Here is a 25,181-nt window from a genome sequence, read left to right as displayed (position 1 = left end):
GTATCTTTCACCACGATGAACCCCTCTGCTGCCAAGATTTGCCGGGCGATCTGCGGCCTGGCGGGCGGTTTGTCCGTCGCCGTCTGGCTGTGTATGCCGCGCACCCTGATCGCGCAAACACCGCCCTCAAACAGCGCGGCCGCCGTGGCCACATCCGGCTCGCAGCTCCGCCTGACCTACGACGGGCGCACCATTTTTTCAGGAACGGTCAGTGGCGCCGACAGTGCCACGACGTTTCAGACGCTTGTTGACAGCAGTGGCGGACGGGTCACGCAGGTGCTCAAGTGGACCTCGTTCTCCCGGTCGCGGCTGTCACTTCGGGGAAGCGTGCTTGCCGGCGACGAGTCGTTTCCGGCGCAGGCCGATCGTCCGGAAGATGGATTGATGGTGGTGCGTCACAGCATCGGCTTGAGTCACTCGCGTCTGAATCGTGGCGTGTACGATCGGACTCGCGACTGGGTGCTCTCCGCGGACTTCCCGTCTCGCGTGCGCATCGCGCCGCACGACAGCAGTGCTGCCGGCATCGAGTATACGATGGAGCAGGACGGGCAGGAGGTGAGCCTGCGCTTTCGCCCGCGCTTCTACCAGCGGCATCGCGGGCTCGCCCGCTTCGAACCTTGGACATATCGCGTGCGACGCGATGTGCCAAGTGGATGGACCTCGTGGTTTGCCTTCTTCGACAAGGTGACTGAAGGCGATATCCACCGCACCGCCGACATGATGGCGGCTCGGCTCGCGCCGTGGGGCTACAGCGTATTGCAGCTGGACGATGGATATCAGACGTTGCCCATCGGAGTGCCCGATCACTGGTTGCGCCCGAACAGCAAGTTCCCGGCGGGGATGGATGGGCTGGCACGCTACGTGGCAGCCCGCGGCCTGACACCCGCCATCTGGACCAACGTGGCATTCGCCGATGCGCCGTGGGCGAAGGCCAACCCCGCGTATTTCCTCCGCGATGCCAGCGGTGTGCCCGTGCGGGGAAATTGGGTGGGGTATGCCATGGACGGCACCAATCCGGCCACGTTCCCCGACCTGTTGCAGCCCGTCTACCGCGGATTCCGCGACATGGGCTACACCTATTTCAAGCTCGACGCACTGCGCCACCTCAAGTATGAAGGCTACAACAGCAATGCGGGCACCTTCACGTCGCGCGGTATCGACCGCGACTCGGTGTTCCGTCACATGGTGCAGCAGGTGCGCGCGACTATCGGCGATCGCGCGTTTCTGCTCGCCTGCTGGGGCGCACGGCCGGAACTCATCGGCCTCGTCGACGCCGTCCGCATCGGCGACGATGGGTTCGGCTACGGTGGACTCGCGCAATACAATTCGTTCAACAACGTGGTCTGGCGCAACGACCCCGATCACATCGAGCTCAGCAAACCCGACGCCTATGCCGCCATCACCGCGACAAGTCTCACAGGCTCGCACCTGATGCTCACGGACAAGCCGGAGTTCTACGCCACGAAACGCTCCGAACTCGCGCGCCGCGCGGCGCCGGTGCCGTTTACATTGCCCGGTCAACTCTTTGATGTGGACCCCTCGCGCAGCATGCGGATCAACGACGCCATCACTGAACTCAGCGGCGCGGGCCCCCGCCCGTTCGATGCCGACCAGGCCCGCGTCACGGAGCTCTACCTGCTCGACGTGAATCGACCGTTCGAACAGTGGACCGTGCTCGGTCGAACCGGCGGCAGGCCCCAACAGCTGCGGTTTACCGATCTCGGGCTTGCCGATTCCACCGACTACCTCGTGTATGAAGCGTGGACGCATCGCTTCCGCGGCGTACAGCGCGGCCAGTTGACACTCGGCGCGATCGACGCTGCCATCGGCGCCGAGTCGGTGTGCATTCGTGCACGGGTGGCGCACCCGCAGGTGGTTGCCACCTCGCGACATATCAACTGTGGTGCGCTGGACCTGCATGAGGTCGCGTGGCAGGACGGCGTCCTGAGCGGGGCGAGCGATCTGGTGGCCGGGGAACCGTACGATCTGATCATCCACGAGCCGACGAGTGCGCGCTTTGCGCGCGTAACGGTCGACGACGCGCGGGTCATTTCGAGTACGCGCGCGGGCGCCATCCGAACGATACGACTGGTGGTTGCGCGGTCGCAGCGCATCAACTGGCGCGTCCGGTATCTGACATCGTGAGCAGCACCATCGAGCACCTGTCGACGGCGCTTCGGGACCGCTACCGCGTGGAGCGCGAACTGGGGCGAGGCGGTATGGCCACCGTGTACCTCGCGCACGATCTCAAGCATGGCCGGCAAGTCGCCGTGAAGGTGCTCAGTCCCGAACTCGGCGCGGTGCTCGGCGCCGAGCGCTTTTTGAGCGAAATCAGGGTGACCGCAAACCTGCAACATCCGAACCTGCTGCCGTTGTTCGATTCGGGTAGCGCCGATGGGCTGCTGTACTATGTCATGCCGTACATCGAGGGGGAGACGCTGCGCGCGAGGATCGAGCGCGAACAGCAACTGCCTGTCGACGAGGTGATTCGGCTGGTGACCTTGATGGCCGCCGCCCTCGATTTCGCGCACGCGCGCGGAGTGGTGCATCGCGACTTGAAGCCGGAGAACATCCTGGTGCAGGCGGGGCAGCCGGTCATTGCCGATTTCGGCATTGCCCTTGCGGTGGCCCAGTCGGGTGGTGAGCGCGTGACGCAAACGGGGTTGTCACTTGGCACGCCGCGCTACATGAGTCCGGAGCAGGCGGCGGGCGAGCGGGCGGTCGACGCGCGTAGCGACCAGTATGCACTGGGAGCGCTCACGTACGAAATGCTCATGGGCGAGCCACCCCACACCGGGGCCACCGCGCAAATGATCATCGCGCGTGTGATGTCGGAAACGCCGCGCAGCATTCGTACCGTCCGTCCGGCGGTGTCGGTCACTGTGGACGCGGCCGTGCGGCGTGCGTTGTCGAAATCGCCCGCCGATCGATTCGCCACATGCGGCGATTTCGCGCGAGCGCTGGTGAGCGACACCGTGAGTAGCGTGTCGGTATCGGCAGCGGCGCCATCATCGCGATTCGGTTTGATCGCGTTTGGCGTGATCGCCGCGGCGCTCACGGTGCTGGGAACCGTCGTGTGGCTCACCGTGCGCCGGAATCAGCCCCTCATGATGTCGATGCCCACGATTGGTCGCACGGCGCAAGTCACGCGAGATCCGGGACTGGAGATCGATCCGGCGCTGTCGCGCGACGGCACCATGATCGCCTATGCGCAGGGTCCGGCCACACACATGCAGATCTACGTGCAGCAAGTGAACGGCGGACGGCGCGTGGCACTCACCAACGATAGCACGGACCATTTTCGCTCGCCGAAATGGTCGCCGGACGGGACGCAGATCGCCTATCACGGCAATGACGGGATCTTCGTGGTGCCCAGTTTGGGCGGCCAGCCGCGAAGAGTGCTCGCACTCGATTCCCTCGCAGTCCCGAACGCGAACGCGCGCACGCCGATCTTGGGACTCGCATGGGCGCCGGATGGTCAGCGACTGGCATACGTTCAGCCAAGCGGAGCGCTGTTGATTGTCCCGCTGAATGGGGGTGAGGCCGCTCGCCTGTCCGCGCCCGCTCTCGCGTTCTCGCCTGCCTGGTCGCCCGATGGCAAGTTCATCGCCGTGGCGGCCGGCAACCTGGAATTCGTGTTCGGCACCGAATATCTGGGTAACGCCGGCCCCGCATCCATCTGGGTGCTGCCCGTGGCTGGTGGCCCCGCCTCTCGCGTCACCACCGATACGCACCTGAACATCAGCCCCACCTGGTCGCCGGATGGCCGCGCCCTTTACTGGATCTCTGACCGAGACGGCAGTCGCGATATCTATCGCGCACCACTCGACACGCGCGGCATGGCCACGGCGGCGCCCGCCCGATTGACCACAGGGGTGGAGGCGCACGGTATCGCGCTGGCGGCCGATGGTATGCATCTCGCCTATGCGAGCCTTCGCACGTTCTCCAACATTTACGCGATCGCGGTGCCACGCGTGGGTCCGGTGTCAGTATCCGCGGCGCGCGCGGTCACCACAGGCCAGCAGATCATCGAGTTCCTCGATGTGTCGGCCGACGGGCGCGACCTGGTGTTCGATTCCGATCGTAACGGCAACCCCGACATCTATCGCATGCCGGCAAGCGGCGGTGAGGCCACCCGACTTACCAGCGATTCCACTGGCGACTATTCCCCGGAGTGGTCGCCCGATGGACGGCTGATCGTCTTTCATTCGGTGCGTGCGGGAACTCGCGACATCTACACCATGAATGCTGACGGCACCAACGTGGTCCGGCGCACCACGTGGCCTTCGCAGGAACTTGATCCGCAGTGGTCGCCCGACGGGTCCATGGTCGCGTTCCAGATTTTTGGCGATAGTACGACCGCATTCCGTGTCGTGCCATTGAAGGAGGGCGAGGGCGCATGGCGTCCACTGGCTGGTGTAGGGGACTTCCTTTCGTGGTCGCCAACTGGAATGCTGGCGTACCACTCGCGCATGGGGATGCGCGTGTCCGGCTCGGCGGCTGACAGCGGTCGGCTGATCGTCGACAACGACAACGACGGTGGCGTCGTCTCACGAGGCGTATGGTCGCCGGATGGCAAAACGCTATACTACTTGTCCCGCCGGAAAACCGGATGGGAGATTCGCGCGATTGCCTCAACCGGCGGCAGGTCGCGCCCGCTGGTCACGTTCAACGATCCGACCCGTCAACCTGCACGCTATGGATTCGCCACCGATGGCCGGATGTTCTATTTGACCATCGGCAGCATCGAGAGCGATCTGTCGGTCCTGAAACTGGAGACGCGGAAATGACCACGAACGGAACACCAACTGCATCGGTGGCACTGCAGGCCGGGCGCCGAATCGGCGAGCGCGCATTCTCCGCGTTCGCGGCGCTATCACTGGCCAGCTTCAGCGTTACGGGTGTCAGTCAGCTCTTTCTCGGCGACGCCGCAAACAAACGCCTGGCGGACGTGCTGGTTCCCCTGATCGTTCTGGGTGTATTCCCGTTGGGCCTCGCGGTTGCGCTGCTGTGGTGGGCGTGGCGCGGGTGGTCACTCTCGCCGGAACCGCGGTGGGCGGTGGCGCTGCGTTGGGGCACCGCCGCCGGGGTATTGTGGAACATCGTGGGCGTGGCACTGATCAGCGCCTGGGTGGTGCTGGTGCAAAAACGCACCGACCCGGGGCTCACGCCGATTTTCGCATTCTTCACCGCGCCCATTGGCTTCGTGATTGGCGCGGTAGTCGGTGCCACGCGCCGACGTTAGTCGACCACACCGCTCAGAGCTGCCGCAGCCAGGTCAACTTGACAATCAGTGAGCGCGCAGTGGGCGTGGTACCGCTCTGCACGGCCTGTCGATCGTTGTACACGATGTATACGTAAGACAGCGGCGAAAACTCCCAGCTGAAGCGGGCGTTGAGTGTGCCGCGCTCCACAGCCGTGTTGTACTGATAAAATGCACTCCACTGTACGCGCGGGTTGAGAAACACCCGGAGCTCCGGCCCGGCCAAGTGCGTGACAAAGCTCGAGTCGCGCATGCCCAGCGAACGCAGGCGGTTGACTTCATACGACCCGCGCATCGATACATACGGGTTGGGCGACCAGCGCGTGGCCAGTTCGACGCGGTCGAGCGACCCATCGAAGAATCCACCCAACAACACGGTGGCGGTACTGGCGATACTCGCGCTCTGGTCGCTCTTGAGCACGGCGCCCACTCGGAAGTAGTCGTGCGTCCCTGCGGGAATCGTCACATTCGGAAAGAGCGTGATCGGCACCGTCGGCCGCTGAAAGGTTTGCTCGATCGCGGTGAGAATGCTTGCTCCGCTTCGAAAGAGCAGTTCACCCGAGTACGAGACGCTGCCCTCCTGCAGCTGCCACGAGTGCGGGTCCTGATAGGTGATGGCCGTGGGTCCATGCTTGAACCATACGACGCTGCGCGGACGCCAGGTTGGCTGCATCGTGAACGTCGCGTATGGACTGGTCATCAGCACGTTCGAGCGCGAAACAAACCCTGTTTGCGGTTGATATTCACGGGTGACCAGCGCACCGGTGATTCCGGCAGTCACCATTGGTGTGGCGCCGCCCAGTCCGTAGGTGGCCGCAAGTCCGGTGCGACCGCCGGCGGTGGAGGTGGACACCATGCCGTTCACCTGGATCTGCTCGCCAAGCCGCGTAAACGCATCGAAGGCGGTGACCACGTTCTGACCGCTCGTGCTGCCAACCGTGCCACTGGCACTGCCGCCATCGCGCATGGCCATGGTGGCCCCCAGTCGCGTGGAGCGTCCAAAGAACTGACTGCCGCGCGCCACGCCGAACGTAGTGGCCCCTTGTCCGCCAAACGCGGCTTGTCGCATGGCGAGTGCCCCCGCCGTGGTGCGCCCGGTACGGTACGCGTACCGCACACCACCGTCGATGGGTAACAATGTGCCGTCGTCAGCCAAACCGATACGACGGGAAAAGAACGGTTGTACGACGTACCGGCCGGTCAGTCCACCGGCACTGAGCAGGTCGGCGTTCTCGAGGAAGAACTGACGTCGCTCGGGGAAGAACACATTGAAGCGCGACAGGTTGACCACCTGTCGATCGACGTCGGCCTGGGCGAAATCGGTGTTGATTGTGGCTTCCACCAAACTGTTTGCGGTGGGCGCCCAGATCACTTCGCCGCCCACATCGCCTGACGAACCGTTGAACGCATCAGGCGTGGCATCGCGCGAGCGCTGACCCAGCGCAAAGGGTCGAATGCGAACATTGGTGCCCGGCGGCGGTGGTTGCAGCGAATCAAGCACCCCTGCAAACGTCAGCCGCCACGATGAGAATTGACGCGGATACGGCACCCAGGCACTCCATTGCGCGACACGACGCGTGTTTCGCACGAAGTTCACGTCCCACGACATCAACCCCGGTGCGTATCGAAGCGAACGCCACGGAATGGCCATCTCGGCAATCCAGCCGGAGTCGGCTCGAGTCGTGCGAACGCGCCACAACGCATCCCAATTGAAGCTGAACGCGTCACCGCCATCAAACGCCTGCACGTCGGCCTGCGACCCTAATGGTGACGCCTGAAACTGCAACGCGGTGCGCCGATCGCCGAGTGGCCCAAAGGTCACTCCAAATACATCGCTCTCGGGCGAATCGAAATCACGGCGAAGGTCAGGCATCCGGAGCGACGCCAGTCCCGCACTGTCTCGATTGAAAGCGCCGACATACAAGTACTCGCCATCGAACACCACGCGGACGGTGGTGGGAAAGTCGGTGGTGAGAACATAGTCCGGACGAACCTGTACAAACCCCGACGCGACCGGTGCGGCCAACCAATCGGGTTCGCTGAGGCGCCCGTCCAACACGATACGGCCAGTGGCTTTGCGGGCGGTCAGGTGCCGGCGTGTGGCGTCCGTGGGCTCAGGAACCTGCGCAATCTGCGCCTTGGTGGTCGAGGCACCAACCATAAGCGCCACCGCCAGGGTCAGCCACGAAGATGGAATTGCGGGCCGTCGGTCGAGGGTCATCGTCATGCGACAAAGTTCGCGGTGTCACGTGTCGCTGTCCATCGACGATGCGGCCACGCATGTTAGGTTCATCTCGCGACCGACCATCTGCAGCACACCCTTCGCATGGCGCTCGGAGCCGCCTTCCGACGTCCATCCCCATGTGAGCACATCATGAAGCGTCGTCAATTCCTGCAGCGTTCCGCCGCCCTCGCCGCCGTGCCGTTCGTCGGGCTCCCAACGCCCCCCGCCCGAATCCGTGCACCACTGCACGTCAACGGCGCACGCCTCAATAGCTGGCTGTCGGCATTCGACGCCATCGGTCGCACCTCCGGCGGCATCAATCGCGTGGCCTACTCGCCCGCCGATCTGGCCGGACGCGCCTTCACGCTCGACCTCTTCAAACAAGCCAACTTGGTACCGCACATCGACGCCGCCGGCAACATCATCGGCCGCCTCGACGGCAGCGATGCGTCGCTCAAGCCGATCCTGATCGGGTCGCATGTCGACTCCGTCACTGACGGCGGCAACTTCGACGGACCGGTCGGGTCGTTTGGCGCGATCGAAGTCGCACGGTCGTTGCGTGAGCAGGGCGTGCGCCTGCGTCACCCCCTTGACGTGGTGGTGTGGCAGAACGAGGAAGGCGGTACCATCGGCAGCAAAATCGCCATCGGTGAGATCACCGACGCCGATCTCGACAAGGTGGCGCGTTCGGGCAAGACCGTTCGCGAAGGCATCGGTCTCGTGGGGGGCGACGTGGCCCGTCTCCGGGACGCCGTGAAGAAACCCGGCGACATCGCCTGCTACCTCGAACTGCACATCGAGCAGGGCGGACTGCTGGAAAAGGCGGGACTGCAGATTGGTGTGGTGCAGGGCATCGTGGGGCTGCGCTGGTCAGAGGTCACGATCACCGGCTTCGCCAATCACGCCGGCGCCACGCCCATGGATCAGCGTCACGATGCCATGCTGGCAGCCGCGAAGTTCACGGTCGCGGTCAATGACGCCGTCACTGGTGAACCCGGCCGGCAGGTAGCCACGGTGGGCCGCCTCAACGTGCTGCCGAATACCACCAATGTCATTCCGGGGCAGGTCGTGCTCACCGTGGACCTGCGGGATCTCGACGCCGGCAAACTCAAGCGATTTCAGCAGCGCTTTGAACAACTCGGACAGCAGATCGGCGCAGCCACCGGCACCTCGTTCGCTTTCAAGCCGCTGACGGACAGCAATCCGGCGATCGCCAACCCGCAGGTGATGGACTGGATCGAGAGCAGTGCCGTTGCGCTCGGACTGTCGCGACAGCGCATGCCGAGTGGTGCCGGCCACGACGCGCAGGAGATCGCCCACATCGCGCCCATGGGCATGATCTTCGTGCCCAGTGTCGGCGGGATCAGTCACTCGCCGAAGGAATTCACCAAGGCCGAGGACATCACCCACGGCGCCGACGTGTTGCTCAACGCGGTGATCGCCGCAGACAAGGCCTAACCGCGTCCGAGCCGCGCCGCGACTTCATCGGCCAATCTGGTCAGATCGCGCTGCATCGCGCGCGCCGAGCGATTCCACCAGGCGCGCGCGACCGCCGCGTACGGAACGAAGGCTACGACAGCCGACAGCAGACTGAAGGTCGGTGTCGCGGTGTTGGTGGCGAAGAATCCGGTGAGCACTGCCGCGGCGAGCGCGCCGGCGTACAGGATGAACCGGCGCCCTTCCGCGCGCCCTTCAACGCGCACGATGGTGCCGCTCCCGCCCGGTACGACCGAAACCACCGCGCTGCTGTAGCCCGAGTCATAGTGCCACTCGAGGCCTCCTCCCAGGTCGCGCGTTTCGCCGGAATGGCCGAGACGCTGCCGCGCAATGGTGAAAGTGTCCATGATCTGGTCGGTCGACACGACCCCGTCCACCCGGCGCACCAGTTGCATCGCTGACGCCGCGCCCCACAGCACTGATGGGCGTTCGGCCGACGTCGCGGGCAGTGCGGCGGCCGCCCGCGCCACATGCTCCGGCGCGATGTCCACCTGTTCTGCAATGCGCTGGATTTCCGACAGCGAATACTGCGGCTGGTCGGTCGCGGAACGCTCGGCGGCGTCCCGGAGGATTTCCGAGAACTCCTGTTCCGAGTATCTGGGTTCCGTCACGGTGTGTGTCCCAAACGGTAGATGTCGACGGTGAAACGGTGGCCCGACCGACCACCTGACGAATACTATTACGCCATCGGGAATCACGCTGATTTGCCCGATCGGCGCGACCTTCAAACGGACCGTCCTATGCGCGTTGGAGCCCTCTCGGTGTTCGCCCTCGTTCTCTGGTCCGGACTGCGAGCGCCGTCGTCACCCCTGGTCGACGCTACGATTTCCGGCCATGTGTACGTCGATCGCAATGGCAACGGCCTCTACGATGCCGGCGAGCGTGGCCTGCGCGGCGTTGCGGTGTCAAACCAGGACCAGGTGGTCGTCAGTGACGCCGACGGCGCATTTCATCTGCCGGGGCCGGGATCCACTGGCGTCGTGTTTGTGAGTGTTCCCAATGGCTACACCAGTCGCGGAACCTTCTATCGGACCATTGACAGCAGTGCGTCCAACCGGGGCCCGATTGACTTCGCGATGGCGCCTGCGCCCGTCATGCAGACACTCACGTTCATCCACTCGTCCGACACGCATATTGCCGACGCATCGTTGCCCCGCACAAAACGACTGCGCGCCCTGATTGACTCCATCCGCCCCGCGTTCGTCATCATCAGCGGCGACCTGGTGCGCGACGCGTTGCGTGTGGGCGAAGCCGAAGCCACCGGCTATTACGAACTGTTCCAGCGCGAAATGGCACTGGTCAGGCCCCCGGTGTGGACGATCCCCGGCAACCACGAGGCGTTTGGCATCGAACGCGACAAGTCCGGCGTGAAGTCCGATCACCCGTTGTACGGCCGCGTGATGTACCGACACTATCGCGGGCCCGACTACTACTCGTTCAACGCCGGCGGCGTGCACTTCGTGGGACTGAACAGTGTCGACATCGACGATACGCGCTACTACGGCCACGTCGACAGCGCGCAGTTGGCATGGCTGGAACGCGATCTGGCGGTGGTCCCACCCGCCATGCCCGTGGTGACGTTCAATCACATCCCGTTCTTCTCATCGATGGAGACCGTGCACGGCCTGAGCGAGGCGCCGCCCGCTCCAAGCGTCATCACCATCGGCGGCAAAGCCCAGTTCCGACACACCGTGTCCAACGCGTCAGACGTGCTGGCCAAACTCAAGAACCATCCGTATCCGCTGGCCCTCGCCGGCCACATTCACGTCCGCGAACGTCTGCGGTTCGAGGGAACACCAACGCGATTCGAACAATCCGCCGCCATCGTCGCCCCAACCGCCACCGCCGGCGTGATGTTCACCAGCGGTATCACCGTATACCGGATCACCGGCGCCCGCATTGATGAGGGAAGATTCGTCCCGCTGGATAAGAACTGAGTACTGAGTACTGGGTACTAAGTACTAAGTACTAAGTACTTTTTTGATTGCCCCCGCAAACCGCCCCGCATCCGCCACTCGCAACCCACACACCCCCACCCGCAACCCTTCCGGAATCGGCACCACAAACACCCCTTCCTCCATCAGCCGATCACTCATCGCCATCGGCTCCGGCGTCTCAATCGTCACGAAAAACCCGCCGTCCCACGGCGCGCCCGGCAGTCCTTCGGCGCGCAACGCGGCATCCAGCGCCGCCGCGCGTTCAATCAACACCGCGCTCCAGTGCGCATGCTCGCGTGCCAACGCGGCCGTGGACTCGGCGTCGGCCGCCATGCGCAACATCACACTCATCGGAGCGCGCGCACAGTTGGAATACGTGCCACGACAACTCGTGGCCAACGCCGCCGCCAGCGACTTCTCCGTGCACCACGGAAACACCAATGCGCCGGCGCGCGCACCATACAACGTGAACGCCTTGCTCAAACTCAAGCTCGCCGCCACCAGCACCCCGCCCTCGGCACCAAACGCGCGATAGTCATCCAGCGCCGCACGCACCTCGGCCGGGTCACGGGCGTAATCCAGATAGGCAAAGTCCAGCAGCAGCGTCACCGGTCCCAACGCGGCAACCTCGCGCAACATCTGCAGCAGTGCGCGCCGATCACCCGTGGACAACGTGCGGCCCGTGGGATTGTGGCATGGATCGTTCAGCCACAACAGCAGCCGCCCTTGTTCACGCAGAATTGCTTCAGCACGCACGCGCCACACACTAATGTCCAACGATGCACCGGCGGCCGGATACGGCACGGTATCCAGCATGACGCGATTCTCAATGGCCAGCGTGGCGTACGGCCCCCAGTACGGCGCTGCGGTCAACAAGCGCTGTCCCGGCTCCAGCAAATTTCGCAGACTGAGCGCGAGCGCACCGGTGCCGCCCGGTGTGGCCGCACCCACGCCGTAGCTCGACAGCTCCGGCCAATGCCGCCGCGTGAGCGCCAGCAAGTACGCCGGATCACCGGCAATTGGGGCGTACGGCGCGATCTCCATGGGCGTCAGTTGTCGATACTGCGCCATCACGGAATCCAGCACCACCAGTTTGCCCGAATCATCCAGCAACGCGCCAACCGTGGCATTGATCACCGACACACCGGCGGCCGCGCGTTTCTGTGCGGCCGCATTCATCGTGAAGATGATGTCGGCGCCATCGAACTGACGCCGACCCGGAACCAGTTGCTCCACTACGCCCATCACGGACCCTTCGGCTTGGGTGCCTGGGGTCGCACCGTCGGATACTCGATGCCCAACTGTTCGAGATACGTTTTGTACTTGGTGGGATCGTAATAGTACTTCACCATCTGCGGGCGGAAGCGCGCCATGATGTCGGCGTTCAACCACGTGGGCGGCGAATCCGACGGGCGGATGAATGGCTGGTACTTGATGTCCTTCGTTTGCACATCCTTGAAGTAGGCCCAGGCATCGGCCACCACGGTAGGCGTCAGGAAAATGTCCAGCATGGTGAGCGCCTGTACCTTGGCGCCGGCCAACGCACCCTTGTGCGCGATGGGCGTGGCCATCGAAATCGCATTCGCCCAGTTGTGCCCCGGCAAGCCCGGAATGTTGGACGGGTAGCGCAGCGTGATGGTGGGCACGTTCCACGACACGTCACCAATGTCGTCCGAGCCACCACCCATCCAGTTCAGCGGCACTTCCGCGCCACGCAACTGCTTGTTCACCTGCATTTCCAGTCCGAAATCCGGCGAGCCCAGTTCCTTCTGGATGCCCTTGGCCAACGTCTGGTCCTTGTCATCCCATTTCGGCATGCCAACGGTCTGGATGTTCTTGTGCATCGCTTCCGCGATCGGCTTGCTGAAGTGACCCGACCAGCCCGATCCAAGAATCATCACCGTATCCAATTTGGTGTCGGTCATCATCGCCGCGCCTTCGGCCATCTTCTTGCCCAACTCGAACAGCGCCATCGTGCGCGGATAGTCCTGCTCGCGGAAGTAGAACCAGATGCTCGCCGTACTCGGCACCACGTTGGGCTGATCACCGCCATCCTTGATCACATAGTGCGAACGCTGCTGCAGGCGCAGGTGCTCGCGACGGAATTCCCATCCCTGACCCATCAGCATCACCGCGTCCAGCGCGCTCTGTCCGCGCCACGGCGCGCCCGCGGCGTGCGCACTCGAACCCTTGAATCGGAACTCGGCGGAGATCAAGGCACTCGAACCGCTGGCGCCCCACGACACGCCCAGATCGTTGCCCACGTGCGTAAACAGCGTCACGTCGGTGTTCTTGAACACCCCGGCGCGCACCAGAAACGCCTTGCCGGCCATCTGTTCTTCCGCGATGCCGGGCCACAGCAGAATCGTGCCGGGAATCTTGTCGCGCTCCATCAACTTCTTCACCACGATCGACGCAACGATGTTCACCGCCTGGCCGGAGTTGTGGCCTTCACCATGACCCGGCGCGCCGCTGATCATCGGATCCTTGTAGCCCACGCCCGGCTTCTGTCCGGCCTGGGGGATGCCGTCCACGTCGGAGCCCAACGAGATCTCCGGCTTGCCGCTGCCGTAGCTCCAGCGAGCCGTCCAGGCGGTTGGAATGCCCGCCGTCCCGCGCTCAATCTTGAAGCCTTCCTTTTCCAGCAAATTGGTCAGGTACTTTTGCGACTCGAATTCCTGGAAACCCAGCTCCTGAAACGAGAACAGCATGTCCACGATTTCCTGGACCTGCTTTGATCTCGCCTCCACCAGCGTCAGGGCTTCCGCCTTGAGCTTTTCGAGACGGGGGTCAACAGGTGCCGCCGCAGGCTTGGGCGGCTCCTGCGCCGGCAACGTGGCACGAAAAGCGGTCCCGCCGAGTATTAGTGCGGCGGACATGAGGACGCGAAAGGGGCGCGGGAAGACGGGCACGGACAGTCTCCGAAAATGCGGTCAGGGCGACGCGGGGAGTGGACTGTGCGAAGTTACGTCGGGAAACCCTTCCCGTCACTGGCGCGTAGGGGTCCGCGACTCCTGCCTTGTATGTCGATTCGCTGTACCGATGATCCCTTCCGATGCCTTTCCTCGTGTCATCTGCCGCCGCTTCTTCCCCTCGACCTGCGTCCTACGGGCCGCTGATCCTTGCGCTCGCGGCCATGCTGGGCTCCCAACTCGCCGCGCAGCAGCCTCCCGCGCCGCCCAAACCGCCGGCAAAGGCGGCAGGCAAGGCCCCCCCGAAAGACACGATGTCCACCGACGAGCGCGCCCAACTGCGGGAAACGTCGCGCGATGCTCGTGCGATTGCCCGTCGTCGATTGAGTGGTGACAGCCTGACGCGTCGGCTGCGGGCCGACTCGGCAACTGCCACCGCCTTCGGTTCACCTGAGGCACGCGCCATTCTGGAAAAGGCCCGCGACGCGAGAACCCGCCAGGACAGCGCGCTCACCGCATACCGGGCGACCACCACGCAGCGCATGTCGGTGAGCATGGGCGTGCGGAATGTGGGTCTCGAAAAGCTGTTGTTTCGCGGAGATAATGTCTCGCAAATCTCGTGGAAACGGGGTGTGGGCGTGTGGGTGACGCCGATTGGCTCTCGCATGACGGTCCCGATGGCCGACAAGGTGGACGGCGATTTCGCCAGTGCGATTTCCATTCCCTACTATCCTGGTCGGGAAACGCTCTGGTTTCCGTCGTCGGATTTTGGCATGGTCAAAAGCGATGTGGATGAACGGGACATGATTCATCCGCTGGCCCACGGCGCAGAATACTACTACCGCTACGAGACAAACGATTCGGTCGACATCAAGCTGCAGGAGGGGCGCGTCATCAAAGTGCGCGAATTGCGCATTACCGCGCGGCGCCCGGAGTTCCGTCTCTTCGTCGGGTCGTTCTGGTTTGACCGCGACGGTGGCCAGTTGGTGCGCGCCGCGTACCGGATGGCGGCCGATCTGGAGATCTGGGATGTGGCGCAATCCGAAAGCAAGCTTGATGCGCTGGAGAACCGCGAGTCCGCAATAGTGCGTGACTCGATTGCGCGGGCTCGTCTGCCACGCGACTTGTACGTGAAAGACTCCACCGCACGCGCCAAGGCCGCCGCATCCAGAGCACGCGCCGGCAACAACGAGGACGACGTACCCGGCTGGGTGACCGCCACCTTCCGGCCGGCCAAAGCCAAGCTCGACGCCATCTCCGTCGAGTATGGATTGTATCAGGGCAAGTTCTGGTTGCCGCGTGCCAACAGTGCCACCGCCTCGGCGCAGCTGGGCTTCATGCGCGTGCCGTTCCGCATCGATGAGAAATTCACGTATGAAGACGTCAACGGCGACTTCAGCCTGAAACCATTGCCCGCGGTGCGATCGCGCACCGCATCAGGGGATTCCACCAAGCGCGACAGCACCGCGATTGCCGATGATCCCAGTGGCGACGTGACGGTCAACGTCAGTGCCGGAGGCGACAGCAGGAAGCCGCGCACGGCCAAGGACAGCGTGACCGCCGACTCCATTCGATTGGCGCGCATGCCCGCCGCCAAGCGGCGCCAGTGTGCCACCGACTCCGTCTGGACGCGCACGGAAACGCGATACGAGGGGGCGCTGCGTATTGCCTACAGCATGCCGTGCGACGAGAAGAAGCTGGCCAACTCGCCGTCACTGCCGCCGGCCTACGCGGCCGATGAAGAACTCTTCGACACCAAGAGTCGCGACGAACTCCTCGCCGCCCTTGACCTGTCGTTGCAGCCGGCCTTTGCGCCGCAGCGACCGACCATTCGTACGGGCTCCGACCTTCTGCACTACAACCGCGTGGAGGGACTCTCGGTGGGCGTTCTGGCCACGCAAGTGCTGGGCTCGGGGTACACCGCCACCGCACTCGGACGTATCGGGCACGCCGATCTGCACGCGAACGGAGAACTGTCGCTGGCGCGTTCCAACGGCAAGCGCACGGTGACCGGCACCATCTATCACCGACTCAACGCCGCGAACCCCGAGTGGGGTGGCGCGTTGTCACTGGGTCCGTCGCTGCCGGCGCTGCTGTACGCGCGTGACGAAGGGTTCTATTACCGCTCGATGGGTGTCGAATTGGGTGAGAAGCGCGAGGGGCGTCGCGGATCGCTCGAGTATCGGTTGTTCCTCGAACGCGAATGGACCGCAGGTGATACCGATGTCGTGAACACATTCTCGCTGGCCCGCGCGTTCGGCAATCGCCGCTTTCGCCAGAATATCGTGTCAGAACCGATCGCACTCACGGGCGTGGCCGGTTCATGGCTTCGGGCGTTCGGCAACGATCCGGCGGGATTCCGGCTCATCACGACCACGCGTTTCGAGGGCGGCACCGGCACGTTCGAATACGGACGCGGGTCGGTGGAGGGCACCGTCTCCCGTCCGGTTGGTCGAGTGGCGGCCGCCTTGACTGGCAGCATCGGAAGTTCAATCGGCCGCGTGCCGGTGCAACGCAACTGGTATATGGGTGGCCTGCGCTCGGTACGTGGTCAGATTGCCGGCACGCAATCGGGTGACGCGTTCTGGTTGGCCCGCGGCGAGATCGGCACGCGTCGTGGCGCGTTCCGACCGGTGGCGTTCTACGATGTCGGTTGGGCCGGTAGTCGGACGGCCATTGGGAAAACGCAGCCGCAGCGCGGGGCGGGCATCGGGCTGGGCTTGCTCGACGGGTTGTTCCGCGTCGACCTCTCGCGAGGATTGTATCCTTACAAGCGGTGGCGGACCGACCTGTACCTCGAGGCGCCGTTGTAGTCCGAGGCGCACGCGAAGCACGACGGCGTCGGCGGGGCGCTCACGCCTGACGGGACAGGGTGTTATGCTTGGCCGAGAGAGCATCACTTGCCGGCGCACTCGCATCCCCGCGCATGGTCCCTGACAGTCCCCGCTCCGAACAGGCGAACGCCGACGTGCTGCTCTGGCAGACCGGCTATCGTGTCTCGCTCGCACTCCTCGGCAGCGTCGTTGCCGTCACGTTGCGCACGGCCGGCGTACTGTCCTTGTCGCCGGTCGCGGCCGTCACCATTGGCCGCGACGCCGCTGACTGGATGCTGGGACTGGTCAGTGTGCTGTACGTGATTCTGGTGATGGCCATCCGGTCGCGCGTGCGCCGCACGCGACGCGCTGGTCGCACGATGTCCACCCTGATGGTCGTCGCCGATCTCGCGGTCGTCTTCTGGCTGGTATTCCTGCTGGCCGATGCGCGTGACTATCATCGCGCACTGCTCGTGGCATTGTTTTCGCTGCAGCTCACGCACGTCTACTTCGGTCGCGCGCCCGCCATGCTCATGTTGCTGGCCATCGCGGCCAGCTACCTGCTGCTGGTGGACATTGCCATCCGGCACGCCGGTGACGTCACCTGGGCCGAGGCGTTGATCACGCTCGGGATATTCGGTGTCGGTGCCATGCTCGTGACCATCGTGCAGAGCAACCTGCATCAGCGGTTGGCCACCCTGGTCACCATCTTTGAGCGTGCCGAGGACGGTGATTTCACCAACGAATACGACGTGTCGGCGGATGCACGCCCCGATGCGCTCACGGTGGTGGGCCGCGCCTACAACCGGATGCGCACCCAGCTGGCCTCGATCGTGCTCAATGACCCGTTGTCCGGTTGCGCCAACCGGCGCGGTTTTGAGCAACACTACCGACGCGAACTGGCCCGTGCCGCGCGAACGAGTACGGATCTCGCGTTGGTGTCCATCGATCTCGATCATTTCAAGCAGATCAACGACACTTACGGGCACCTGACCGGCGACCGTGTCATCGTCGAGACCGGTGAACTGTTGCGGGCCAACGCCCGCGCGGGAGATCTGGTGGCGCGCACGGGCGGAGAGGAGTTCGTCATCCTGGCCCCCAACACCTCAATGGCTGGCGCCCAGCATCTCGCGCTCCGCATCGTCGAGGCATTCCGGCGACGCACGTTTGGTGAACCCGACGAACGAATCGCGGTGACGGTGAGCATAGGGGTCGTGGCCGACGTCGTGACGAACGAGGACATCGCCGAGGACCTTCGTGCTCGCGCGGATGAAGCGTTGTACGCGGCCAAGCGCAGCGGGCGCAATCGCGTGGTGCTCTGGTCGCATGGCTTGGACGCACTGCGGCTGGGACAACCCGGAGACGATGCCGTTCCGCCCAAACCAGCCTCGGTACTTACGGAACGCGCATAGTCCCCTCATTAACCAGCACCGTGGCCCCTCCCACGCGCACGGCCTCGATGCCCCCCGCCGACTTCTGCACTTCAAGGGACAGTCGACTGGCGCGTGACATCTCCACACCCTGCGCGACTTCCCACTGCAACGTGCCATCGCGCGGCGTGCGTGCCGCCAGATAGCCGGCCAGGCACGCATTGGCGGAGCCGGTGGCCGGATCTTCCGGCACCGCCGCACCCGGCAGGAACGCGCGCGCGCGAATGTCGACCCCGTGCACATGAGCCGGCGTCGAACGATCCACGTTCCCGTCCGTCATCGCGAACACGAACGGCCACGCGCCCCACCGTCCGGCCAGATCGCGCTCCCACGGTTCCATGCGGATCCGCGCGCGCCGCACGGCATCGACTGATGCCAGCGGCACAATCAGCCAGGGAATGCCGCAGGTGACTGCGCGCGGTGAGTGGGCACCGCCCACGAAATCGCCCGGCGCCAACGAGAGAATGTCCGCCAGCTGCGCAATCGTCGGAACATCGTCGCGCTCCTCGGGAAGCATGGCGGTGGTCAGCTGCGCATGCACCGGTACGCCGTGGTCGATCCGCACGCGCACCGGCACCGGGCCAACGCCCTCTCCCAGCACGACGGTCACGCTCGTCCCATCGGCCGGAACCTCGCCCAGCGCCACCAACACGTGCGCAGTGCCGACCGTTGGATGCCCGGCAAAAGGCAACTCTCCCTCGGGTGTGAAGATCCGCACGCGGCGGGTATGTGACGGATCGTCCGGAGGAAACACGAACACCGTCTCGGAGTAATTGAACTCCTTCGTAATGGACAGGAGCGTTTCGGTCGGCAACGCATCGGCACCGAAAACGACGGCCAGCGGGTTGCCCGTGAACGGGGCCGAGGTGAACACATCGGCCGTGACATAGCGGAGTCGTGGCATGGGAAAAATGTAGCGCCAGATCGCCCCCCGGGTTGTCAGGTCGCGTTGCGGGTGCTCACTTACGGCGCATGCGTCCACGCTTCACCGTACCCCTCGCGCTGCTGATGTTCGTCGTCGCTCCAGCACAGGCCCAGCGACCGCCCAACATCATCTACATCATGGCCGACGACCTTGGCTGGGCCGAGCTCGGGAGCTACGGTCAGCAGAAGATCCATACGCCGAACCTCGATCTGCTTGCCCGCGACGGGATGCGATTCACGCAGTTCTACAGTGGCAGCCCGGTATGCGCGCCCTCACGCTCGGCGTTGTTGACAGGATTGCACACGGGTCATGCACCGGTGCGGGGAAATTTCGAACTGGGTGGATATCTCGACAGTGAGGAGCGAGGTCAGTACCCCTTGCCGGCGGGCACACAAACCATCGCCACCGTGTTGAAAGCGCGTGGCTATGCCACCGCCATCGTCGGCAAGTGGGGTCTCGGCGGACCGGGTTCGGAAGGCGTGCCCAATCGCCACGGATTTGATTTGTTCTACGGCTATCTCGACCAGAAGCAGGCGCACAACCACTATCCGTCGCACCTCTGGCACAACGAAGTCTGGGACACGCTGCCGCAGAAGTACTTCTCGCCGCATCAAAAGCTGGACAGCGTGCCCACCGATCCGGGGGCCTACGACGCGTACAAGGGCACCGCGTACGCGCCCGATCTGATGACCGTGGAAGCCCTGCGATTCATTCGCGCCCAACGCCAGAAACCGTTCTTTCTCTATCTGGCGTTCACGATTCCACACCTGGCGCTCCAGGTGCCCGACGAAGAACTGGCCGCGTACGACTTTCCGGAAACGCCGTACCTTGGTAAGCAGAGCTACTTGCCACATCCCCGACCGCGGGCGGCCTACGCCGGCATGATCAGCCGGATGGACAAGCATGTGGGGCAGGTGATGGCATTGCTGCGCGAGCTCCAGCTGGACAGCACCACGCTGGTGGTGTTCACCAGCGACAATGGCACCACCTACACCGGTGGCGTCGACCCCAGGTTCTTTGAAAGCGTGGCCGATCTGCGCGGACTCAAAGACGCCGTGTACGAGGGCGGTATTCGCGTGCCGTTCATTGCTCGCTGGCCCGGCCGCATCCCCAAGGGCACGACCACCAACGTGGTTGCCGCCAATTGGGACGTGCTGCCCACGCTGGCGGAATTCAGCGGGGCGCGCATACGCGGGACGATTGACGGCGTATCATTCGCGCCAACGCTGCTGGGCCGCCGTCAGGCGACCATGCACACACCCATGTACTGGGAACATCACGGCGTGTGCGGCGGTCAGCAGGCCGTGCGCGACGGCCGGTGGAAGGCGGTACGACTGGGTACGGGAACACCGGCCCCCGCACCCGTACAGTTATTTGATCTCGAGGCCGATCCGAGTGAGTATCATGACGTTGCGGTGCAGAACCCAACGGTCGTCGCGCGTCTGACCGGGCTGATGTCGTCGCTGCGTACACCAGCCCGCATCCCGGCGTGGAACTTCGTGGTTGACTCGGCCGCGAGAGCGCGCAATCCGGTGAATTACACCACCTGTGCGCCGGGAAAGAGTCGGTAGTACTTCCTACTTTCCAAGGAACGGATACTTCCAGTCCAACGGGCTTACGAACGTTTCCTTGACCGTGCGCACGCTCACCCAACGCAACAGGTTCATCTTCGAACCCGCCTTGTCGTTGGTGCCCGACCCGCGCGCGCCACCAAACGGCTGCTGGCCCACCACCGCACCGGTCGGCTTGTCGTTGATGTAGAAATTGCCGGCGGCATTCCGGAGCACCAGCGACGCCTCGCGCACGGCGGCGCGGTCGCGAGAGAAGACCGCACCGGTCAGCGCATATGGTGACGTCTGATCCACGATGCGCAGAATCTCGCTCCACTGCGCATCCTCGTACGGGTGCACCGTGATGACCGGCCCAAAAATCTCCTCGCACAACATGCGGTGCGTGGGATCGGCTGTCTCCACGATGGTTGGCTGCACGAACCAGCCCTTCGAGTCGTCGCACTCGCCGCCGGCCACGATCGTGGCACTCTTCTTCGCGTCGTCCAGATAGCCCTTGATACGCGTGAATGCCTTCTTGTCGATCACGGCTGCCACAAAGTTGCTCATGTCGCGCACGTCACCCTGTTTCATTTCGCTCATCATCGCCAGACAGCGGGCCTTTACATCGGGCCACATCGACTTGGGCACGTACGCGCGACTCGCCGCCGAGCACTTCTGTCCCTGATACTCGAAGGCGCCACGCACGATGCCCACGGCCACGGCCTGCGGATCGGCGCTGGGGTGCACCACGATGAAATCCTTGCCGCCCGTTTCGCCAACAATGCGCGGATAGGAACGATAGGTGTTCATGTTCTTGCCCACGGTCTCCCACATGCTGTTGAACACGCCGGTCGAGCCCGTGAAATGCACACCCGCCAGGTCGCGGTGATTGAGCGCGATGTCGGAGATCGTCGCGGCATCGCCAGGCACGAAGTTGATGACGCCCGGCGGCAGGCCAGCCTCCTCCAGCAACAAGTACACGTACCAGGACGACAGCATGGCGGTGGCGCCCGGCTTCCAGAGCACGGTGTTGCCCATCAGCGCCGGCGCGCCCGGCAGGTTGCCGGCGATCGCCGTGAAGTTGAAGGGCGTCACGGCATACACGAATCCTTCCAGCGACCGATAATCCAGCTGGTTCCACATCGAATGGTCCGAACTCGGCTGCTCGCCGTACAGCTCTTGGGCGAACTGCGCATTGAATCGCCAGAAATCAATCAGCTCGCAGGCCGCGTCGATCTCCGCCTGATGCACCGTCTTGGCCTGGCCCAGCATGGTGGCGGCGAGGAGCGTGTCGCGCCACGTCGTGGTCAGGAGTTCGGCGGCGCGCAGGAACACGGCGGCGCGGTCTTCCCAGCGCCAACTGGCCCAATCAGCGTGCGCCGCGGCGCACGCGGCAATGCTCTCCTGCACGTTGGTGCGCGTGGCCTTGTGGTACGTCGCCAGCACGTGCCCGTGATCACACGGCATGGTCACCGTGCCGGTGTCGCCAGTATGAATGCGCTTCCCGCCGATCACCACCGGGATTTCCACGGTTTCCGCCGCCATGCGCTCAAGGCGCTTCACCAGCGAGGCGCGCTCGGGCGAACCCGGCGCATAGGAACGGACGGGCTCGTTGACAGCGGGCGGCACGCGACGCGTGCCATCGAAGGCGGCAGTAGACATCAGAACTCTCCGGAGGGGCCAGGGTAATGGGCCCGACGGTGGCCTCGAATCGCCTCTGCGTCGGACTTCACAAAGCTAGCGTCACGCGATCCATGTAGTACCCTTCGCCCATGGCTGAAATGTCCCTGCAGATTCGCCGCGGCCTCCGCACGCGCTCGCTGGCCGCCGCCGCGCTGGTCCTCGCTACCGCCTGTGAGCAGCCAGCTGTCTCATGGGTGGATGCCGATTCCGAGAACTCCTCGGCGCCCTCCCCGCTCGCCCATCCGCCGATCGTCCCGATCGATTCGACCATGAATGACGGGACTCCGCAAGCGGAATTCCTGCTCGTTCAGGACCTCATGCGCGAGGCAGGCGCGGCGACACTGATCACGCGAGCGCTGTTGGCGATGCCAGAGGCGAAGGACAGCGTCCCGAGCGCCGCGCTCATGCCGGTGATGAACATGGCCATGGCGACGCAAGCGTCGCTCGGCGACGGTGATGCACCTGCCGACTCGGCCCGCTGTGTACGGTCGTTGCGGATTGCACTGGCTCCCGGTCGCGGTCGTGTAGCGGTGTGGTGGTCGCGTCGCGCCAACAGCCGAGTGTGGCTGCAGGCGGCATGGCGGGACTCGATCCCCGCCGAAGGTCGTCTTGGACCGTGGCGCGGTCCGATTGTCATCGATTCGGTTGACCAAGGACCTGGCGACGCGCGCGCCGCGGAGCGAGGTGCCGCCGGGTGCGCGCGTCCTGCCCCCGGACTGGTGGTCGATGACCTGCTGGGCTACGTGCACGTCGCGTACGTGCTGGTGGGACCCGAGGGAGCCGGTGTTTTCTATGCGCATCAAATGGATCCCCGCGCCGCGTTTGAGCCGCCGGTGGCGATTGTGTACGGCGATCGACTGGGTGCAGCACGCGTCGCCGCGTCAGGCAACGTGGTGGCGGTCGCGTACGAAGATCCCAACAGCGGTGCACGTCCGCGAATCGGGCTCGCCGTCTCACGCGTCGCGGGGCATCTGTTCGAGGAACGCATGATCGCCAGCGGCACCACGGCCGTCGCCCACGACCCGTACGTAGCGGTGCGCGGGCGCGCCGTGGTGGAGGGATGGAGCGAGGTGCCCGTGACCGGCGGCGCCCCGGTGTTCAGGACCCGGCGCGCCAGAGTGAGATAGCGACATCGGCAGTCTCCCGTCTTCGTCTCCCGTCTCCCGTCTCCCGTCTCCCGTCTCCCGTCTCCCGTCTCCCGTCATGTCTCCCGCACTGCTACTCGGCTCCCACTGCATCGACGCCGGCGGCATCCCCATGGCTGCGCGCCGCGCCGGTCGTGGCGGCATGCAGGCGCTGCAGATTTTCAGCGCTGTGCCCAAGTACTACAACGACAAGGTCGGCGTGAAACCCGATCGGGTGGCGCGGTTTCGCGAGGCCTTGCACGAGGCCAACATTCGCCCGGAGCACGTCATCGTGCATGCGGCATACGTGCTCAACTGCGCGACGCCGGACCCGGAAAAGTGGTCGCGCGCTGCCGGTGGATTGGCCAAGGAGTTCGAACGGTCGACCATGCTGGGTGTCGGCGGCGTGTGCTTCCATCCCGGCGCCGCGACCGACGGAGATCGCGATGCCGCCATCGCCCGCGTGAGCGAAGCGATGCGGCGCGCGCTGACCGCCGTGCCGGAGGGCGCGACGCGATTGCTGATTGAAAACACCGCAGGGGCCGGCACGACGGTGGGACGTACGGCCGAGGAGGTCGCCGCCATGTTGCAGGGCATCCCTGCCGCGCAGCGCTCACGCACGGGCTACGGACTCGATACCTGCCATCTCTTCGCCTCCGGCCATCCCATCGGCGCCTCGCGTGAGGCGCTGACGGCCGTGCTCGATGCGTTCGAGACCGCGACCGGCGAAGCACCGGCGTTTCTCCATCTCAACGACAGCGAAGGTGCGCTCGGATCGAATCGCGATCGGCACATGCGGGTCGGGGAAGGATTGATTGGCGCCGAGCCATTCAGATGGCTCCTGCAGGATCGACGCGCGCTCGGCATCCCGCTGATTCTCGAGACACCGCAGCATGCGAACGAGGTCGGCGACGACGACGACACACCGGATGCGTGGGATGTGGAGTCGATCGCACACCTGCGCGCACTGGCCGCCTTGACGACGTAAGCGCGCGCGTCGGCGACCCGGTGGCCGCCGTGCCTGACAGCGTGTTTCAGAGGGGAAATATCACGCTTGTTCGCCGCGAACATGGCGCATCCTCCCGTGAAAACGGTGCGCTGTCGAGGGAGAAACGGATCGCGTCAGAGGAGAAATTTGCATTTTCAGAGGGAAAATTGCGAAAATCCCTATTGCGCAGCGCACTCGTGATTGTAGTTTGTGGCGCGTCCGTGTAGTGCGTCCGCGCATTCGCGCGACAGTCGGAGCACCTTTCCGCACGACGTGACCTACCGGTCAACACTCTCAGGAGATCTCATGGCCCCAGCGAAGAAGTCCGCGAAGAAGGCAACGAAGAAGGCGGCCCCGAAGAAGGCGACGAAGAAGGCGGCCCCGAAGAAGGCGACGAAGAAGGCGGCTCCGAAGAAGGCGACGAAGAAGGCCGCCGCCCCGAAGAAGGCCACCAAGAAGGCCGCCGCCCCGAAGAAGGCCACCAAGAAGGCCGCCACCAAGCGCAAGCCGAATGCCGCGTTCATGAAGGCCCTCACGGTGTCGCCGGCGCTCGCCGCCGTCATCGGTGCTGGCGCCGTTCCGCGCACGGAAGTGGTCAAGAAGCTGTGGGTCTACATCAAGAAGAACGGCCTGCAGGATGCGAAGAACCGTCGCATGATCAATGCCGACGACAAGCTCAAGGTGGTCTTCGGCGGCAAGGGTCAGGTCGGCATGTTCGACATGACCAAGCTGGTGTCGAAGCACCTGTCGTAACCTCCGGAGCTCTTCCGGCGTAAATTGAGGGGCGCGTCCCGACGGGACGCGCCCCCTCGTTGCACCCCTCAACTCCGATCAT

18 protein-coding genes are annotated in these 25,181 nt (G+C 64.5%); 11 read left to right on the top strand and 7 right to left on the bottom strand.

Annotation, left to right across the window (positions count from 1 at the left end):
- The first annotated feature begins 15 nt into the window (after window positions 1-15).
- From IPP90_03670 to IPP90_03660, 3 genes are read left to right on the top strand one after another with little or no spacing between them, the layout of a single operon-like run.
- Complete coding sequence (locus IPP90_03670; protein MBL0169819.1) at window positions 16-2,145, top strand: hypothetical protein; 2,130 nt, start codon at window positions 16-18, stop codon at window positions 2,143-2,145.
- On the top strand, window positions 2,142-4,790 hold the full coding sequence (locus IPP90_03665) for a PD40 domain-containing protein (GenBank protein MBL0169818.1): 2,649 nt from the start codon (window positions 2,142-2,144) through the stop codon (window positions 4,788-4,790). Before IPP90_03670 ends, IPP90_03665 begins: the two co-directional genes overlap by 4 nt.
- A complete protein-coding gene (locus tag IPP90_03660) occupies window positions 4,787-5,245 on the top strand; it encodes a hypothetical protein (protein MBL0169817.1) in 459 nt (152 codons plus the stop codon). The genes IPP90_03665 and IPP90_03660 overlap by 4 nt, the downstream gene beginning before the upstream one ends.
- 13 nt (window positions 5,246-5,258) lie before the next feature.
- Here IPP90_03660 and IPP90_03655 read toward each other — a convergent pair whose 3' ends face one another.
- The gene (locus tag IPP90_03655; protein ID MBL0169816.1) at window positions 5,259-7,490 is read right to left on the bottom strand and encodes a carbohydrate binding family 9 domain-containing protein; all 2,232 of its coding nucleotides are present in this window, start codon (window positions 7,488-7,490) and stop codon (window positions 5,259-5,261) included.
- Between the two features lie 18 nt (window positions 7,491-7,508).
- The gene (locus IPP90_03650) at window positions 7,509-7,652 is read right to left on the bottom strand and encodes a hypothetical protein (protein ID MBL0169815.1); all 144 of its coding nucleotides are present in this window, start codon (window positions 7,650-7,652) and stop codon (window positions 7,509-7,511) included.
- Between IPP90_03650 and IPP90_03645 the strand changes: the two genes are divergently transcribed.
- Window positions 7,638-8,945, top strand: coding sequence for a Zn-dependent hydrolase (locus tag IPP90_03645; GenBank protein MBL0169814.1), 1,308 nt, complete (start codon window positions 7,638-7,640; stop codon window positions 8,943-8,945). The genes IPP90_03650 and IPP90_03645 overlap by 15 nt on opposite strands.
- On the opposite strand, the gene IPP90_03640 is transcribed toward IPP90_03645, so the two are convergent.
- Entirely contained in the window at window positions 8,942-9,595 is a 654-nt protein-coding gene (locus tag IPP90_03640; protein MBL0169813.1) for a hypothetical protein, read from the bottom strand. The two genes, IPP90_03645 and IPP90_03640, sit on opposite strands and share 4 nt — an antisense overlap.
- A gap of 129 nt (window positions 9,596-9,724) precedes the next feature.
- On the opposite strand from IPP90_03640, the gene IPP90_03635 reads away from it, so the two are divergent.
- Window positions 9,725-10,921, top strand: coding sequence for a metallophosphoesterase (locus IPP90_03635; GenBank protein ID MBL0169812.1), 1,197 nt, complete (start codon window positions 9,725-9,727; stop codon window positions 10,919-10,921).
- Window positions 10,922-10,945: 24 nt separating this feature from the next.
- Here the strand turns inward: IPP90_03635 and IPP90_03630 are convergent, their stop codons facing one another.
- Both IPP90_03630 and IPP90_03625 read right to left on the bottom strand, forming a co-directional pair.
- On the bottom strand, window positions 10,946-12,169 hold the full coding sequence (locus IPP90_03630; protein MBL0169811.1) for an aminotransferase class I/II-fold pyridoxal phosphate-dependent enzyme: 1,224 nt from the start codon (window positions 12,167-12,169) through the stop codon (window positions 10,946-10,948).
- Window positions 12,166-13,800 (bottom strand): peptidase dimerization domain-containing protein, encoded by a 1,635-nt coding sequence (locus IPP90_03625; protein MBL0169810.1) that lies wholly within the window; start codon window positions 13,798-13,800, stop codon window positions 12,166-12,168. The genes IPP90_03630 and IPP90_03625 overlap by 4 nt, the downstream gene beginning before the upstream one ends.
- Window positions 13,801-14,057: 257 nt before the next feature.
- On the opposite strand from IPP90_03625, the gene IPP90_03620 reads away from it, so the two are divergent.
- Together IPP90_03620 and IPP90_03615 are read left to right on the top strand one after the other, a co-directional pair.
- A complete protein-coding gene (locus IPP90_03620; protein ID MBL0169809.1) occupies window positions 14,058-16,646 on the top strand; it encodes a hypothetical protein in 2,589 nt (862 codons plus the stop codon).
- A 113-nt stretch (window positions 16,647-16,759) separates the two neighbouring features.
- Window positions 16,760-18,058, top strand: a complete 1,299-nt coding sequence (locus tag IPP90_03615) for a GGDEF domain-containing protein (GenBank protein MBL0169808.1) — start codon at window positions 16,760-16,762, stop codon at window positions 18,056-18,058.
- Here IPP90_03615 and IPP90_03610 read toward each other — a convergent pair.
- The gene (locus IPP90_03610; GenBank protein MBL0169807.1) at window positions 18,042-18,980 is read right to left on the bottom strand and encodes a PhzF family phenazine biosynthesis protein; all 939 of its coding nucleotides are present in this window, start codon (window positions 18,978-18,980) and stop codon (window positions 18,042-18,044) included. The two genes, IPP90_03615 and IPP90_03610, sit on opposite strands and share 17 nt — an antisense overlap.
- Window positions 18,981-19,048: 68 nt before the next feature.
- On the opposite strand from IPP90_03610, the gene IPP90_03605 reads away from it, so the two are divergent.
- Complete coding sequence (locus IPP90_03605; protein MBL0169806.1) at window positions 19,049-20,572, top strand: arylsulfatase; 1,524 nt, start codon at window positions 19,049-19,051, stop codon at window positions 20,570-20,572.
- A 6-nt stretch (window positions 20,573-20,578) separates the two neighbouring features.
- On the opposite strand, the gene pruA is transcribed toward IPP90_03605, so the two are convergent.
- Window positions 20,579-22,213, bottom strand: coding sequence for an L-glutamate gamma-semialdehyde dehydrogenase (gene pruA / locus IPP90_03600; GenBank protein ID MBL0169805.1), 1,635 nt, complete (start codon window positions 22,211-22,213; stop codon window positions 20,579-20,581).
- Window positions 22,214-22,323: 110 nt separating this feature from the next.
- Here pruA and IPP90_03595 point away from each other — a divergent pair, with 110 nt between their 5' ends.
- From IPP90_03595 to IPP90_03585, 3 genes are all read left to right on the top strand, one after another.
- On the top strand, window positions 22,324-23,361 hold the full coding sequence (locus IPP90_03595; protein MBL0169804.1) for a hypothetical protein: 1,038 nt from the start codon (window positions 22,324-22,326) through the stop codon (window positions 23,359-23,361).
- A gap of 130 nt (window positions 23,362-23,491) precedes the next feature.
- Window positions 23,492-24,346, top strand: a complete 855-nt coding sequence (locus IPP90_03590) for a deoxyribonuclease IV (protein MBL0169803.1) — start codon at window positions 23,492-23,494, stop codon at window positions 24,344-24,346.
- A gap of 306 nt (window positions 24,347-24,652) precedes the next feature.
- Window positions 24,653-25,099, top strand: a complete 447-nt coding sequence (locus IPP90_03585) for a hypothetical protein (protein MBL0169802.1) — start codon at window positions 24,653-24,655, stop codon at window positions 25,097-25,099.
- Window positions 25,100-25,181 lie beyond the last annotated feature (82 nt).

The organism is Gemmatimonadaceae bacterium (assembly GCA_016720905.1).
GTDB lineage: Bacteria > Gemmatimonadota > Gemmatimonadetes > Gemmatimonadales > Gemmatimonadaceae > Gemmatimonas.
Note: the sequence above shows the minus strand (reverse complement) of the source record. Positions and strands in the feature narration are given on the sequence as shown.

Bases quoted from the DNA above. Each gene is read 5' to 3' on its own strand.
- IPP90_03615 (MBL0169808.1), top strand. From the start codon at position 16,760: ATGGTCCCTGACAGTCCCCGCTCCGAACAGGCGAACGCCGACGTGCTG.
- IPP90_03645 (MBL0169814.1), top strand. From the start codon at position 7,638: ATGAAGCGTCGTCAATTCCTGCAGCGTTCCGCCGCCCTCGCCGCCGTG.
- IPP90_03585 (MBL0169802.1), top strand. From the start codon at position 24,653: ATGGCCCCAGCGAAGAAGTCCGCGAAGAAGGCAACGAAGAAGGCGGCC.
- IPP90_03610 (MBL0169807.1), bottom strand. From the start codon at position 18,980: ATGCCACGACTCCGCTATGTCACGGCCGATGTGTTCACCTCGGCCCCG.
- IPP90_03625 (MBL0169810.1), bottom strand. From the start codon at position 13,800: ATGTCCGCCGCACTAATACTCGGCGGGACCGCTTTTCGTGCCACGTTG.
- IPP90_03655 (MBL0169816.1), bottom strand. From the start codon at position 7,490: ATGACGATGACCCTCGACCGACGGCCCGCAATTCCATCTTCGTGGCTG.
- IPP90_03635 (MBL0169812.1), top strand. From the start codon at position 9,725: ATGCGCGTTGGAGCCCTCTCGGTGTTCGCCCTCGTTCTCTGGTCCGGA.
- IPP90_03620 (MBL0169809.1), top strand. From the start codon at position 14,058: ATGCTGGGCTCCCAACTCGCCGCGCAGCAGCCTCCCGCGCCGCCCAAA.
- IPP90_03605 (MBL0169806.1), top strand. From the start codon at position 19,049: ATGCGTCCACGCTTCACCGTACCCCTCGCGCTGCTGATGTTCGTCGTC.
- IPP90_03590 (MBL0169803.1), top strand. From the start codon at position 23,492: ATGGCTGCGCGCCGCGCCGGTCGTGGCGGCATGCAGGCGCTGCAGATT.
- IPP90_03670 (MBL0169819.1), top strand. From the start codon at position 16: ATGAACCCCTCTGCTGCCAAGATTTGCCGGGCGATCTGCGGCCTGGCG.
- IPP90_03660 (MBL0169817.1), top strand. From the start codon at position 4,787: ATGACCACGAACGGAACACCAACTGCATCGGTGGCACTGCAGGCCGGG.
- IPP90_03595 (MBL0169804.1), top strand. From the start codon at position 22,324: ATGGCTGAAATGTCCCTGCAGATTCGCCGCGGCCTCCGCACGCGCTCG.
- pruA (MBL0169805.1), bottom strand. From the start codon at position 22,213: ATGTCTACTGCCGCCTTCGATGGCACGCGTCGCGTGCCGCCCGCTGTC.